The organism is Terrisporobacter hibernicus (assembly GCF_020809405.1).
GTDB classification, from domain to species: Bacteria; Bacillota; Clostridia; order Peptostreptococcales; family Peptostreptococcaceae; genus Terrisporobacter; species Terrisporobacter petrolearius.
Window position 1 is genome coordinate 505747 of record NZ_CP081135.1, and the last position, 16108, is coordinate 521854.

The 16108-nt window shown below is 29.2% G+C and carries 15 protein-coding genes; 1 reads left to right on the top strand and 14 read right to left on the bottom strand.

The window, feature by feature from the left end:
• Positions 1-26 precede the first annotated feature (26 nt).
• On the bottom strand, positions 27-605 hold the full coding sequence (locus JW646_RS02480) for a hypothetical protein (protein ID WP_228416463.1): 579 nt from the start codon (positions 603-605) through the stop codon (positions 27-29).
• Positions 606-1207: 602 nt separating this feature from the next.
• Between JW646_RS02480 and hydE the strand changes: the two genes are divergently transcribed.
• Positions 1208-2266, top strand: a complete 1059-nt coding sequence (gene hydE / locus JW646_RS02485) for a [FeFe] hydrogenase H-cluster radical SAM maturase HydE (RefSeq protein ID WP_331478054.1) — start codon at positions 1208-1210, stop codon at positions 2264-2266.
• A gap of 77 nt (positions 2267-2343) precedes the next feature.
• On the opposite strand, the gene JW646_RS02490 is transcribed toward hydE, so the two are convergent.
• From JW646_RS02490 to rpsB, 13 genes are all read right to left on the bottom strand, one after another.
• Entirely contained in the window at positions 2344-4479 is a 2136-nt protein-coding gene (locus tag JW646_RS02490; RefSeq protein WP_228416465.1) for an adenosylcobalamin-dependent ribonucleoside-diphosphate reductase, read from the bottom strand.
• Between the two features lie 194 nt (positions 4480-4673).
• Positions 4674-6233 (bottom strand): ABC transporter permease/substrate-binding protein, encoded by a 1560-nt coding sequence (locus tag JW646_RS02495; RefSeq protein WP_228416467.1) that lies wholly within the window; start codon positions 6231-6233, stop codon positions 4674-4676.
• Entirely contained in the window at positions 6226-7383 is a 1158-nt protein-coding gene (locus JW646_RS02500) for an ABC transporter ATP-binding protein (RefSeq protein WP_228416469.1), read from the bottom strand. The genes JW646_RS02495 and JW646_RS02500 overlap by 8 nt, the downstream gene beginning before the upstream one ends.
• A gap of 149 nt (positions 7384-7532) precedes the next feature.
• A complete protein-coding gene (gene ispG, locus JW646_RS02505) occupies positions 7533-8594 on the bottom strand; it encodes a flavodoxin-dependent (E)-4-hydroxy-3-methylbut-2-enyl-diphosphate synthase (protein WP_228108737.1) in 1062 nt (353 codons plus the stop codon).
• Positions 8595-8609: 15 nt separating this feature from the next.
• Complete coding sequence (gene rseP / locus JW646_RS02510) at positions 8610-9632, bottom strand: RIP metalloprotease RseP (RefSeq protein ID WP_148557799.1); 1023 nt, start codon at positions 9630-9632, stop codon at positions 8610-8612.
• Between the two features lie 27 nt (positions 9633-9659).
• Complete coding sequence (locus JW646_RS02515; RefSeq protein WP_228416470.1) at positions 9660-10811, bottom strand: 1-deoxy-D-xylulose-5-phosphate reductoisomerase; 1152 nt, start codon at positions 10809-10811, stop codon at positions 9660-9662.
• Positions 10812-11109: 298 nt separating this feature from the next.
• Complete coding sequence (locus JW646_RS02520) at positions 11110-11889, bottom strand: phosphatidate cytidylyltransferase (RefSeq protein WP_074918097.1); 780 nt, start codon at positions 11887-11889, stop codon at positions 11110-11112.
• Between the two features lie 11 nt (positions 11890-11900).
• The gene (locus JW646_RS02525; protein ID WP_074918099.1) at positions 11901-12635 is read right to left on the bottom strand and encodes an isoprenyl transferase; all 735 of its coding nucleotides are present in this window, start codon (positions 12633-12635) and stop codon (positions 11901-11903) included.
• 30 nt (positions 12636-12665) lie between these two features.
• Entirely contained in the window at positions 12666-12869 is a 204-nt protein-coding gene (locus JW646_RS02530; RefSeq protein ID WP_074918102.1) for a hypothetical protein, read from the bottom strand.
• 5 nt (positions 12870-12874) lie between these two features.
• Entirely contained in the window at positions 12875-13429 is a 555-nt protein-coding gene (gene frr / locus JW646_RS02535) for a ribosome recycling factor (protein WP_074918104.1), read from the bottom strand.
• 32 nt (positions 13430-13461) lie between these two features.
• Positions 13462-14163: a UMP kinase gene (gene pyrH / locus JW646_RS02540; protein ID WP_148557803.1), complete on the bottom strand. Its 702-nt coding sequence runs from the start codon at positions 14161-14163 to the stop codon at positions 13462-13464.
• 94 nt (positions 14164-14257) lie between these two features.
• Entirely contained in the window at positions 14258-15169 is a 912-nt protein-coding gene (gene tsf / locus JW646_RS02545) for a translation elongation factor Ts (RefSeq protein WP_228416472.1), read from the bottom strand.
• Positions 15170-15228: 59 nt separating this feature from the next.
• On the bottom strand, positions 15229-15951 hold the full coding sequence (gene rpsB / locus JW646_RS02550; protein WP_074918110.1) for a 30S ribosomal protein S2: 723 nt from the start codon (positions 15949-15951) through the stop codon (positions 15229-15231).
• Positions 15952-16108: the final 157 nt, after the last annotated feature.

Here is a 16108-nt window from a genome sequence, read left to right on the forward strand (position 1 = left end):
TTTTTATTTTCATTAATAATTTTTTATTATTTAGCTTTTCTAGTGATTCCTAATTTTGTGTCCATATCTTTTAACATTTTTACGAAATTATTAGTAACATTTTCTCCAGCTCTTACTGTATCATCTACTAATTTAATAAATTCATCTTGTGTTTTATTATAATCATCTTTAGATATTTTATCTAATTTTGCTATTTTAGCATCTATATCTTTTATTGATTTTTCACCCTCAGCAATTAAACTTTCATTCATTTTCTTTAATTCTGCATCTTCAGTTTTTCCATCATTTTTTAATCCATCTACAAATGCTTGAATTTTTTCTTTGCTATCTTTGTAAGCAGCTTTTACATCATTTAAGTATTTTTCATTACCAGGATATTCTTTTTCTTTATAAGTGTTAGTTACTGTATTAACATCTGTATACATGTTATAGTCAGATAATGTTTCAAGGTTTTTGTCGTATAATCCTGTATAAGTGTTTAAATATGTCTTATCTGCTACCTCATCCTTAGTTTCATTGTTAGTGTTAGTATTAGTTTTGTTACTACAAGCCACTGCAGAACAAAGTAGAAGTAAAGATAAAGCTACGGTTACAATTTTTTTCATTTTTTTATCCTCCATTTTGAATTATGTCTTTAATTATTATTATCTCAATTTTTATTTTTTTTATTTGCAAATAAATATTTTCAAAAAATAACCACTATAAAATTAGGTAGTATTTGTAATATTTATTTTTATTCAAGGCTTTATAATTGTATTATTTTTTATAATTAAGTCTATTATTGTTTTTTCATCTAAATTTAATAGCTGATTTTTTAAATAATTATGGCTTTTTATTTATTTTCATATTATACTTTTTGTATATATGTTTTTAATCATTGTATTTAGAGATTTTCTTTAGATATAATTTAATAAAAATTTGCTACCTACCAGAAAAGTATTTACTGATCTGTAAGGAAATTAGTTTATATCAATACATAACTTTATTTACAAAAATACTAACTTTTCTTTCATTAGTTTAATTACTTTTGAGAAAAGTTTTTTTATTTTAAAGTTGTATTTTCTTAAATTATAAGTGGACCTTATTAGATTAAAATTGACTTTATTTTGCTTAAAATAATAGTTAGTTACGTACTTTTGTTGTCTCTTTTTTAATTAAAAATTCAGCATTATTTGTTGAGTTTATATGAAAATATTGGGAGGAAAATATGAATATAATAAAGTTAATTGACAAACTATATAATGAAAATTCACTAAGTAAAAGTGAGATCATCTATATACTTGATAATATTAAGAGTGATGAAATTGATTATTTATGTAAAAAAGCCTTAGCAACTAGAAAGAAGTTTTATGATAATAAGGTATATATGAGGGGTTTGATCGAATTTACAAACTACTGTAAAAATGATTGCTACTACTGCGGTATCAGATGTTCAAACAAGAATATTTCTAGGTATCGACTAGATTTAAAGCAAATTATAGAATGCGCAGATTTAGGATATAAATTAGGATATAGAACTTTTGTATTACAAGGCGGGGAAGACAATTATTTTACTGATGACAAAATTGTTGAAATTATAAAATCAATAAAAAATAAATATGATGATTGTGCTATAACCTTATCTATAGGCGAAAAATCATATGAGTCTTATAAAAAGTATTTTTTAGCTGGAGCTGATAGATATTTGTTACGACATGAAACTGCCACACAAGAACATTATAAAAAACTCCATCCCAAAAATTTAAGATTATCAAATAGAATTAATTGTCTAAGAAATTTAAAAGAAATTGGATATCAAGTTGGGGCAGGATTAATGGTTGATTCACCATACCAAACTAATGAAAATATAGCTGAAGATTTAATTTTTTTAAAAGATTTAAATCCAGAAATGGTTGGTATTGGCCCTTTTATCCCTCATCAGGATACTATTTTTAAAGATGAACCTACAGGCTCTCTTGAAAAATCGATTATTGTTTTAGCTCTTACGAGACTTTTGCTTCCATCTGTTCTTTTACCTGCAACTACAGCCCTTGGAACTATTGATCCAAAAGGACGTGAAGCAGGTTTAAATGCTGGATGTAATGTGGTTATGCCAAATCTTTCACCTACAGATGTTCGTTCAAAATATACTTTATATGATAATAAAATTTGCATAGGCGATGAAGCCGCCGAATGTAGAAATTGCATAGAACAAAGAATAAATAGGGCTGGTTTTGTATTAGACACATCTAGAGGAGATAATATAAACTGTATTAGTCCCTTATAAGTTTAAAATACTTTAAACTTTTCATTTTGAATAAATAAGAAAAAACAGTTGTTATACAAGTAACAACTGTTTTTTCTTTAGTTACATTTACTATAACCACATTGAAGGCATATTGTACAACCACCTGTTGGAATAATAGATTCATTTTTGCACTCTGGGCAAATAAATTTTTCATGACCCTCTTCAGTATGGTGTTCATCAAACTTTTCTATTTTTTCTTCTTTTTTCTTTTTATCCTTTTCAGCTTTTTTATCATTTAATAATACACCACTTCTTTCACAACCATCTCTGTATATTGTTATTCCTTTAAGCTTACTTTCCCAAGCAGACATATAAATATTATAAACGTCTTCTACTGTAGCTTCATAAGGTAAATTTATAGTTGAGGATATGGATGCATCAATATGATTTTGCCAAACTCCTTGCATAGCTATTCTTTCTTCTGGCTTAAGACTCATAGCTGTTACAAATATATCTGGTAATTCACTTTCTTCCGTAATATCTTTTAAGTTCATATATTCTTTTACTATTGGAGTATATACTTTGTAATAAACATCTTGTGAATGAAGTGTTTCTGTTTTTCTTGTGTATGAAATATTAAACATAGGCTCTATTCCTCCACTTATACCAAGCATTGTAGATATGGAGCCTGTTGGTGGTATTGTTAATATTTGTGAATTTCTAAGTCCATATTTCTTTACAAGTTCTTTAATATCTTCCTTTATGTTGTTTATAAAGAAAGGAGATTTAAACACTGCTTCTTCATTGTATTTTTCAAAAGGCCCTCTTTCTTTTGATAATAGCGCTGATTTTTTTACTGCACTATTTAACATATTTTTGGAAATTTCATTACATAAATTAATTGATTCTTGTGACCCATATCTAATATTTAATTTTATAAGCATATCAGCTATTCCCATAACACCAAGGCCTATTTGTCTATATTCAGAAACGCTCTTTTGTTGTTGTTTTAGAGGATGTAGAGAAAGCCCTTCTTCTAACACCTCATTTAGTCCTAGTATACAATCTTCTACACAGGCTTTGAATTTTTCCATATCAAATATTGCATTATCTGTAAATGGCTCTACAACAAATTCTGATAAGTTTATGGAACCAAGTAGACAACTTCCTCCTGCAGGAAGAGGTTCTTCTGCACAAGGATTCACACCATCATGTTTAAATTCTTTATCTTCGCTTAATAAGTGGTATTTACTTATGTTGTCCCAAAATAACATTCCTGGTTCTGCATAGTCCCAATTATTTCTCACTAATTTCATAAATAAATCATAAGCATTAACTTCTTTTATTATTTCTTCTTTTGTTGATTGTACTATAAATTTACAAGTATATGTTTCTTTGTTTTTAACAGCTTCCATAAATTCATCGCTTATTCTTACAGATATATTAGCCTTAGTAACCTTTTCTAAATCAGTTTTCACGTCTATAAACTCTTCAATATCAGGATGACTTATATCCATAGAAATCATAAGTGCTCCACGTCTCCCCTTTTGCCCAATAAGACCTGTTGTCATTGAGTACAAATCCATAAATGATACGGCTCCTGATGTGGTTTTCGCTGCATTGTGCACTGCCGCCCCATTTGGTCTAAGTTTTGAAATATCTATTCCCACACCTCCACCATAAGAGAAAGTTCTTGCCAAATTTTTAGCTGTATCAAATATGCTTTCTATATTATCTTCCGGTGGTTGCAATACATAGCAGTTTGAATAAGTAACTTTTATATTATCTCTATACAAGCCTCTATTGGCTAAAATTCTCCCTGCAAATAAAAATTTTCTCTCTCTTATTAATTTTGCAATTTTAGGATTTCCACCACTAATTCTAGCTACCCATTCATTGAAACTTTCATCTTTATACTGATATTTATTTTTCCAAATGGATTTTTGTAACTCATCCATATTCCACTTGGAGTTTCTAATTTCTGTTCTTCTATCTCTATAAATAATATATTTTTTTGCAATATCTTTTCTGTTTGACGACATTAGTAAGTCTTCTACTTCATCTTGTATGTTTTCTACAGTTGCCTCTATTTCTTTATTTTGTATTTTTTCTTCTATCATCATTGCTATATCATTAGCCAATTTCCTATCTGTTCCAAACTTACTATTAATTGATGATTTATATACAGCATTAAAAATTTTTCTTTTATCAAATTTTTCTATTGTTCCATCTCTTTTAGATACTTTAATCATAATTTGGGCTCCTAAATATTATATTAAAATTCCTTCATTACATTTAATTTAATTTTATTACATATATACTATGTACTTTATTATTAATTTCATATTAATATATTTTGTACTCATTGATTTATTATACAAAGAATTATTTATTTTTTTCATTATAAAAACCCTTCTAAGATATAACTTAAAAGGGTCATTTATAATTATTCTTTTATTAAATTTTTTTCTACTAAATAATCATGTGCTACTTTTTCTGGAGTTTGTCCTTCTTCATCAACCTTATAGTTTAATTCAATCATTTCCTCTTCATTTATTACACCACTTAGTTTATTTAGAACTTCCTCTGTTTCAGGATATTTTTCTATTAAATCATCCCTAACTAATGGTATAGCATAGTAAGGTGGGAAAAATTCCTTATCATCTTTTAATACTTTTAGATTAAATTTCTTTAATAACCCATCAGTAGAAAACGCATCTACTACTTGAGCATCTCCTCTTTTTAAGGCTTGATATCTTAGCCCTCCATCCATACTTTTAACTTCTTTAAATTTCATATTATAATATTTCTGTAATCCTGGTAACCCATCTTCTCTATTTTGGAATGCTAGTGTTGGTGAAAATACAAGTTCTTGTGAATGTTTAACTAAATCAGAATAAGTTTCTATATTGTATTTTTTAGCAACTTTAGGTTCCATTGCTAAAGTATAAGTATTATTAAAACCAATAGGATCTAATACTTTAATATCATATTCTTTGTCAAGATGATCTTTTACACGATTATATACATCATCAGCATCACCTTTTGCTTCTTCTTTCATAATATTCATTAAAATAGTTCCTGTATAATCAGCACACATATCAATATCACCATTTACTATGGAATTCCAAAGAACTGTTGTACCCATATTTAATTTTTTCTCAATATTGTAGTCTGTATACTCTTCTAATAAATCAGCATACATATTCCCAAGTATAAGACCCTCTGTGTAGTCCTTTGAACCTACTACTATAGTATCTTTTTTCCCAAAACTAGGCACTATTGATGTTATTAATATAACCGCTACAACTATAGCCGTACATACTTTTAGGCCCGTATGAGTACTTTTTCTTTTTTCAGTAGATGATTTTTGACATGAATATTTGCTCATAACTACTTTTTCTACTCTTGAGAATATATAATCTACTAAAAGAGCTAAGATACAAGCGGGAATAGCACCTGCTAGAATCATTGTATTATTTACAGTTTGAACACCAGAAAATACTAAATAGCCAAGACCCCCAGCTCCTATAAATGCTGCTAAAGTCATAAGTCCAACAGCAGTTACTGCTGAAATTCTTATCCCTGCCATGATTATTGGAAGAGCTAATGGCAACTGTATTTTATATAAAATTTGCTTTGAAGTAAGACCAATTCCTGTGGCAGATTCAATTATATTTTCATCTATACTAAGAACTCCTGTTGTAGTATTTTTTACTATAGGTAATAAAGAATATAAAACAACCATCATTATGGCTGGTTTACTACCAATTCCTAGCACCGGAACTAATAAACCAAGTAGTGCCATTGACGGTATTGCTTGAAATATATTGATTATACCTATGATATACTTTCTAAGTTTTTCATTTTTAGAAACTAATATTCCAAGAGGTATACCAATAATTATAGCTACAACAATTGCTACAACTGTTAATTGTATATGTTGCATTAACAAGGATATGATTTGATTTTTTTGTTGTACTAAATAATTTATAAAATTAGTCAAGTATACTCACCTCCATTTCAAGGAATTGCTCACTTAAAACAGAAAGTAAACTACTTCTTGTTATTAGACCTACCAACTTATTATATCGAGTAACTACAGGTACATGTCCAATTCCTTCTCTGTTCATTACTTCCAATATTTCAACTAAATTATTGTCATCATATACAAATACAGGGTGATTATTCATAATTTCACTTAAATAATGGTTTTGAATTCCATTTCTTCTAAGCTCTTTTATTGTTACAATACCAAGGAAATTTTCATCTTTATCAACTACTAATAAACTATCAACTTTGTTTGTTCTCATAATTTCCATACCTTGTATAACAGTTCTTGATTTTTTTACACTTATAGGCTCTTTAATCATTATGTCTCTTGCTTTTATATATTCTGGTACATTCCATAATCTGTCGCTACCTATAAAGTTCTTAACAAATTCATTAGCAGGATTTCTAAGTAGATTTTCTACTGTGTCATACTGCTGAACTTTCCCATCTTTCATAATACATATTTTATCTGCAAGCTTTAATGCCTCGTCCATATCATGAGTAACAAATATAATAGTTTTCTTTAACTCTTCTTGAAGTGAGTATAACCACTCTTGTAGTTGAGTTCTAGTTATTGGGTCTAGGGCACTAAAAGGTTCATCCATTAAAATAATTTCTGCATCAGTTGCAATAGCTCTTACAAGTCCTATCCTTTGTTGTTGACCACCACTAAGTTCACTTGGATATTTATCCAAAAATTCTTTAGAATTAAGGCCTACCATATTCATCAATTCTATTGTTTTTTCCTCAATTTCTTTTTCAGTTTTTTCCTTCTTTAACTTTGGTATTAGTTCTATATTTTCTCTTATTGTCATATGAGGAAATAATCCTACACTTTGTATAACATAACCAATATTTCTTCTTAAGCTTATAGAACTTTCCTTAGATATGGGTTTATTGTTTATAAAAACTTCTCCCTTTGTTGGTTGGATTAACTTATTTATTAATTTTAAAGTAGTAGTTTTTCCACAGCCACTAGGTCCTATTAAAACAACAAAACTACCATCTTCTATTTTTAAGGAAACATCATCTAGTATTGTCTTTTTTCCTACTATCTTAGAAATGTTTTTAACTTCTATCATAACTTCCCCCTTCGCTAACAACTTATATTTTTCTTAAAGTTGTTAGTTTATATTATAACACTCTTATTATATTCATTCAACACTTTATTTAATTTCTAATTAAATGCCTATTAATAAGTTACTAAATGTATAAAAAAAACGAACTAGTTAAAGTTCGTCTTTTACAAATTCTATTTATCAAATTTATTTATTTCTTCTAATAACTCTTCTACTAATGAATCACCTTTTATTTTTCTAACAATTTCACCTTTTTTAAATAAAAGACCTTCTCCTTTTCCACCAGCAATACCTATATCAGCTTCTCTAGCTTCACCAGGACCATTGACAGCACATCCCATAATAGCTACTGTCATATTTTTATTTATATCTTTTATTTTTTCTTCTACTTCATTTGCTACACTTATTAAATCAATATTACACCTTCCACAAGTTGGGCAAGATACTATTTTTATTTTATCATTCAATAAATTTAAACTTCTAAGTATATCTTTTCCTACATGAACTTCTTCTACAGGATCTCCTGTTAATGAAATTCTTATAGTATCACCAATTCCATTCATTAAAAGTGAACCAACACCTATAGATGACTTAATCGTTCCTTTTTTAATTCCACCAGCTTCAGTTATACCTAAATGAAGAGGATAATCAACTTTTTCACTCATAAGAGTGTAAGCTTCTACTGCAGTGTATATATCTGAAGATTTTAAAGATATTACTATGTTATAAAAATCTAAGTCTTCTAGAATTTTAATATGTGCTAAAGCACTTTCCACAAGAGCCTCAGGTGTGGCATGGCCATATTTTTCTAATAAATGTTTTTCTAAAGAACCACCATTTACTCCAATTCTTATTTTTAAATTTTTCTCCCTACATTTTTCAACTACGGCTTTTACTCTATCAATACTTCCGATGTTTCCTGGATTTATTCTAATACCGTCTACGCCTTCTTCGATAGCTTTTAAAGCCAACTTATAGTCAAAATGTATATCTGCGATTAAAGGTATATGTATTCCTGCTTTTATTTTACCTAAATTTTCAGCAGCTTCCATATCAGGAACAGCAACTCTTACTGCGTCACATCCTGCTTCTTCTAATCTTTTTATTTGTTCTATAGTTTTTACAGCATCTCTAGTATCTGTTGTTGTCATAGACTGAACTGCAATTGGATTATCTCCTCCAATTTTTATATTACCTAGAGATACTTCTCTTGTTTTTTTTCTATTATAACTCAAAACTTCACCTTCTATTTAGAATTTAATTACGCCTTTAAATAATTTAGTTACATCATTATAAGTGATGAAAACCATAAATGCCATTAATGCACAAAAACCTATCATATTGATCATAGCTTCTTTGTCTGGATTTATTTTCTTTCCACCTCTTATCCATTCAATGAAAAGTAATAATAATCTTCCTCCATCTAAGGCAGGGAATGGGACTAAGTTTATTATTCCAAGGTTTAAACTTATTATTGAACCTAGATATAGTAAGTTCATTATACCTGTTTTAGCTGCTCCTGATACTATGCTAATTACTCCAACTGGTCCTGCAACAGAATTTGTAAGTCCACCTGGCACCGTTCCTGTTATCATTTGCTTTAAGAAAGTTATCATTTGAATTGTTATTTGTCCAGTCTGTATAAATGATTGTTTTATTGCACTAATTATACTTCTATCTTTTTTATAGGTTACACCTATCTTATATGTTCCCTCTTCATTTTTTTCTGGCATAACATTTACTTTTACTGTTTTATTATTTCTATCAACAGCTATGCTTAATTCTTCTCCCTTAGAAGAGGATATTATTTTAGTAAACTCATTCCATGAATTTACCTCTTTTCCATTTATACTTTTTACTATATCTCCCGATTGCAAATTGGCCTTAGACGCCGGAGAATTATCCAATATTTCTAAAGTAGTAGTTGGAGATCCCATGTAAATAAACACTGGAATTAAAAAAATCACAGCTAAAACTAAGTTAAAAAATGGTCCTGCAAATATAACACTAGCTCTTTGAAGTATGGATTTTGTCCCAAAGGAACCTGGTTTATTCGATTCTTCATCTTCACCTTCCATAGATACATACCCACCTATTGGTAAAATTCTAATAGAATACATAGTTCCATTTTTTTCTTTTCCAAATAATTTTGGTCCCATACCTATTGAAAACTCATGAACTGTAATTCCATTTTTCTTTGCAAAAATAAAATGCCCAAATTCATGTATTAATATTATTACTCCAAAAAGTAATAAAGCTGCTATTATAGTCATACATTCACCTTCCTAATTCTAATACTATTATTTAAGTAAGTTAGATAAAAATTTTCTAGTTTCTTTGTCAACTTCTAAAATATCTTCTAAAGTTGGATTACTTCTATTATTATGCTGCTCTAAACTTCTTTCTATGTAATATGGTATGTCATAAAATCCAATTTTATCATCTAAAAATTCATTTACTAAAACTTCATTGGCAGCATTTAATACTGTTGGGTATGTTCCACCTAATTTTAATACTTTAAATGCCAATTGTAAGCAAGGGAATGTTTCCATGTCTGGCTTTTCAAAAGTTAAAGTAGCTATTTTAGCTAAATCCAATCTTTCAAAATCTGTTTCAGATCTTCCCGGATAAGTTAGAGCATATTCTATTGGCAACCTCATATCTGGGCATCCTAGTTGAGCCATTACTGAACTATCTTTAAAAGATACCATGGAATGAATTATGCTTTGGGGATGAACTACTATATCAATATCTTCCACATCCACATCAAATAACCATTTAGCTTCTATTACTTCTAAGCCTTTATTCATAAGTGTTGAGGAGTCTATACTTATTTTTCTTCCCATATCCCAGTTTGGATGTTTAAGTGCTTGATTTTTTGTAACATTAATTAACTCTTCTTTACTTTTACCCCTAAAAGGCCCTCCTGAAGCTGTTAATATTATCTTCTCTACATCTTTTTTTCTTTCACCATTTAAGCATTGGAATATAGCACTATGCTCACTATCCACTGGTAAAATATCTACATTATTTTTCTTTGCTTCTTCCATTACAATCTCACCAGCTGTAACTAATGTTTCTTTATTGGCAAGTGCTATTGTTTTTTTTGCTTTTATTGCAGCCATAGTTGGCACAAGTCCTATCATTCCAACAACGGCAGTTAATACTATGTCTACTTCTTTTAGTTGGCATATCTTAACTAGTCCTTCCATAGAGCTTAACACTTCTATATCTATATTATTTGGAATCATATTCTTTAATTTGTTTGCACTTTCTTCATTGTAAACTGCAACATATTTAGGATTAAATTCTAATATTTGTTTTAATAATAAATCTACACTGCTATTTGCAGAAATAGCAACTACTTCAAACTTATCTTTATTTTTTCTAACCACATCTAAAGTTTGAGTACCTATAGATCCTGTAGAACCTAGTATCGTAATTCTTTTCATAAAAAATTCCTTTCTCAGTGATATATTATAATTTGTCTTTACTTATGTATTATATCATTATTACTATTATTATTTGTAATATTCATCAAAATTTCAAATAAAAAATTTGCTTCACTTAAGCTACGTGTGAGTCAAACACTTCATATGGTATCCACATATCTTTTATCAACGTATGGGTCAATCATTTTGCTATCACTTTAAGCCACTTGGTGGCCCTATGAAATTTCAGACAAAGACCCTTATCAAAATTTATAAGTATTATTAAAAACAAAAAAGCTCCAGTCTAACTGAAGCTAAATCATTTTATAAATAAGTTAATTACACTATACACAAATGGCGCAACTAGTATTACACTATCAAATCTATCTAGTATACCACCATGTCCTGGTATCAATTTCCCATAATCTTTAATTCCAACATATCTTTTTATTGATGATGCAAATAAATCTCCAAATTGAGCAACAATACTTCCAAAGAAACCTAAAAATACTATTACTTTTAAATCAATATTAAAGAAATACCCAAATGCTAAACATATTAATGTAGAGCCCAATATTCCTCCAACACTTCCTTCTACAGTCTTTTTCGGACTTACTTTAGGAATTAGTTTATGCTTTCCAAACAAATAACCTGCAAAGTAAGCAAATGTATCTGTCATAAATGCAATTATAAATATTAACCAAACATAAATATCTCCTTTTGAGAAATTATCCATAGTTAGTACTATAAAATCTATTAATACTGCCACATAAAAAACTCCAAAGAAAGTAACTACTATATCTATAATATTTCTTTTTACAATTAATATTGGTATTATAGATATTAAGAATAATATAAATATTAATGTATAAGTATAAGATATTGGTAATTGAAGATAGTTTTTAATTAGTAAATAAATAGAAAAAATATAACCTATATAATATAATGGCTTAATATCCTTTTGTTCAAATGCCTTATAAAATTCATTTAAGGCAATTGAGATTATTATAGCTTCTCCTATATATAAAGGTGTTCCTCCAAATATTATAAGGATAAATAATGGAACTAATAATAATCCTGCTATAACTCTTGTTCTCATAGGTATTCTCCTTATTTTATTCCACCAAATCGTCTATCTCGATTTTGATATGTAAAAATAGCTCTTTGAAGTTCTTTTTCATCAAAATCAGGCCAATGAACATTTGTGAAGTAAAACTCTGCATATGCAACTTCCCATAATAAAAAATTGCTAAGTCTTTCTTCTCCACTAGTTCTTATTACTAAATCTGGATCTGGAATACTTTTTGTGCTTAAATGATTACTTATAGTATTTTCGTCAATTTCATCTAAATTTATTTTACCAACTTTAACATCTTTTATAATATCAACTAGCGCATTTTTTATATCTAATCTTCCACCATAGTTTAAAGCTAAGTTTAAATTACACCCTGTATTATTTTTAGTTAATTCTATGGCCTTATTTAATTCTTTTACACATTGGTTTGGTAAATTATTTATATCTCCTATGGCTGTTAACTTAACGTTTTCTTTATGTAATGTAGCTACTTCATTTTTTAAATAAGTAGACAATAAATTCATCAATGTATCCACTTCTAATTTAGGTCTTTTCCAGTTTTCTGTTGAAAATGCATATAAGGTAACATGCTTAACACTTAATTTTTTACATTCTCTAAGTACTGTTCTTATAGTTTCCACACCAGCTTTATGTCCTGCAGCTCTAGGTAAAAACTTGCTTTTAGCCCATCTTCCGTTACCATCCATTATGATGGCAATGTGCTTAGGTACTCTGTTTAAATCTATATCATAAAACAAATTGTTTTTCATATTCATACTCCAAATATTATTTCTGACTCCTTATTTTAAGGAGCCAGAAAAGTAAGTTACAAATAACTCTACGTTATTTTCTTTTTGTGTAATTTTGATTACTCTAGGATAAATTAACTTATCCTTATCTTTCTTACCTTGAAGAATTGTTGTAGTATATTTTATTTCTTTATTATCAAAATATTCTTTAACTTCATCTAAAGGAAGGCCTAATAGCTCATAGTACTTTTTCAAAGTTATTATACCGCCATTATATCTTTTTCTTTAGCATCTAATAATACATCTATTTCTTTAATATATTTATCAGTCATTTTTTGCACATTGTCTTGTGCTTTTTTTAATTCATCCTCAGTTATTTCGCCTTCTTTTTCTAACTTCTTAAGTTTGTCGTTAGCGTCTCTTCTTTCATTTCTTAATCTTACTTTGAATTCTTCCGAAGCTTTTTTAGCTTGCTTGCAAAGATCTTTTCTTCTTTCTTCAGTTAATGCTGGAACGTTTATTCTTATAACTTCTCCATCATTAGTTGGATTTAAACCTAAATCTGAGTTTCTTATAGCTTTTTCTATTTCTTTCATTGCGCTTTTGTCCCAAGCACTTATCATTAAAGTTCTTGGTTCTGGTACTGAGATAGATCCAACTTGATTAATAGGAGTTGGAGTGCCATAATAATCTACTCTTATTTTGTCTAACATTTGTGCATTAGCTCTACCAGCTCTTATCGTTGAAAATTCAAATTTTAAAGCTTCAATTGTTTTATCCATTTGTTGTTGTAATTTGTTTTGTACTTCTTTCATTTTTACTCCTCCTTCGTTTAATTAGTTTTTTATTAATGTACAGTTGTTCCTATATTTTCTCCGTACACTGCTTTTAATATATTCTCTGTTGTTAACTCAAATACCTTTATTGGAATACTATTATCCATACATAAAGATGTTGCAGTTGAGTCCATAACTTTTAATTCTTTTTGTAATACTTCTATATATGATAATTCATTAAACTTTTTAGCATCAGCATGTAAAACTGGATCTTTATCATACACACCATCAACTTTTTTAGCTAATAATATTATTTCCGCTTCCATCTCCGCTGCTCTTAGTGCTGCAGCTGTATCAGTTGAGAAATATGGATTTCCAGTTCCCGAACCAAATATTACAACTCTTTCTTTTTCTAAGTGTCTTACAGCTTTTCTTCTTATATATGGTTCTGCAATTTCTTTCATTTCTATTGCAGTTTGTACTCTAGTTTGTACATCTATATTTTCTAAGGCATCTTGAAGAGCCATAGCATTCATAACTGTAGCAAGCATTCCTATGTAATCAGCTGTTGTTCTATCCATACCTTCAGAAGTTCTTCCTCTCCAAAAGTTTCCTCCACCTACTACAACAGCAACTTCAACACCAATTTCTTGTACTTTTTTAATAGCCACTGCTATTTCATTAACAACTTCATTGTTTATTCCAAATCCTTTGTTACCAGCTAGCGCTTCACCACTTAGCTTAAGTAATACTCTTTTGTACTTAGGTTCCATAGAAATCCTCCCGTCTGCATTTCATATATATTTTATATTATTTGTTTCATTTTCCAAAAAAGAGAACACATAAGTGTTCTCTTTTGGTTAACTATTACTTAAGTTGCTTAGCAACTTCTTCAGCAAAGTTTTCTTCTTTCTTTTCTATACCTTCACCAACTTCGAATCTTACAACTCTACCAACTTGTATGTCTGAACCAACTTCTTTAGCAGTATTTGCTACTAATTTTTTTATAGTTAAATCAGAATCTTTTACGAATGTTTGTTCTAATAAACAAACTTCTTTTAATTCTTTTTCTAATCTACCTTTAACCATTTTCTCAACTATGTTAGCAGGTTTTCCTTCGTTTAACGCTTGAGCAGTTAAAACTTCTGTTTCATGAGCTATATAAGTTTGATCAACATCATCTCTTGAAACGTATTTTGGGTTCATAGCAGCAACTTGCATAGCTATATCTTTACCCATAGCTAGTACTTTTTCATCTCTTGATTCAGTTAATAATTCAACTAAAACACCTATTTTACCAGCTCCATGTATGTATCCAGCTATTTGACCTTCAGTAGTTAATTTTTCGAATCTTCTGAAGTCTAATTTTTCACCTATTTTAGCTATTCTATCGTTTAATACGTCTTTTAATGCTTTTCCTTCTTTGTGGTTTTCAGCTAATAATGATTCTATTTCAGTAGCTTCAGTAGCTAATGCCATTTCAGCAGCATCTTTAACGAATACTTTGAAGTCTTCGTTTTTAGCAACGAAGTCAGTTTCTGAGTTTACTTCTACTATTGCAGCAACAGTATTGTCAGCATTTACTTCTATAGTTACTAGACCTTCAGCAGCAACTCTATCAGCTTTTTTAGCAGCTTTTGATAAACCTTTTTCTCTTAATAAATCTATTGCTTTTTCCATGTTAGCTTCAGCTTCTTGTAAAGCTTTTTTACAATCAAGCATTCCAGCTCCAGTAGTTTCTCTTAATTCTTTAACCATTTGTGCAGTTATGTTAGCCATTATTATTCCTCCTATATATTCTAAATGGTAAGGGAACCCCCCTTACCATCTATTTTTTTTTATTGTTCTTGAGCTTCTTCCTCAACAACTTCTTCTTCAGCACCTTGTCTACCTTCTATTACAGCAGTAGCCATTGCACCAGTTATTAATTTAACAGCTCTTATAGCGTCGTCATTTCCTGGTATTGGGAAATCTAATTCATCTGGATCACAGTTTGTATCAACTATACCAACTACTGGTATACCTAATCTGTGAGCTTCTTGTATAGCTATATTTTCTTTTCTTGGGTCAACTACGAATATAGCTCCTGGTAATTCAGGCATGTCTTTTATTCCGCCTAAGTATTTTTCTAATTTTTCTTTTTCAGCGTTTAATTTTATAACTTCTTTTTTAGGAAGAACGTTGAATACACCTTCAGCTTCCATTTTTTCTAATTCTCTTAATTTTTTAATTCTTGTTTGAATTGTTTGGTGGTTAGTTAACATTCCACCTAACCATCTTTCGTTTACGAAGAACATTCCACATCTTTCAGCTTCTTCTTTTATAGCTTCTTGAGCTTGTTTCTTTGTTCCTACGAATAAGATTGGCTTTCCAGTTTCAGCTACTTCTTTAACGAATTTGTAAGCTTCTTCAACTCTTTTAACTGTTTTTTGTAAATCTATTATATAGATTCCGTTTCTTTCTGTGAAGATGAATCTTGACATTTTAGGATTCCATCTTCTTGTTTGATGTCCAAAGTGAACACCAGCTTCTAATAATTGTTTCATTGATATTACTGACATTTTGTACCTCCTTGGTTTTGTACCTCCGGCATGCTCAACTCCCTAAAAAACCATTTTATGGCACCTTTTAAGAATCCCATGGCCGTGTGTGATGTTTATATTTTATTTTTTCACCTCTGATAGTATACCATAGGAAAAAATAAATTTCAATATAATT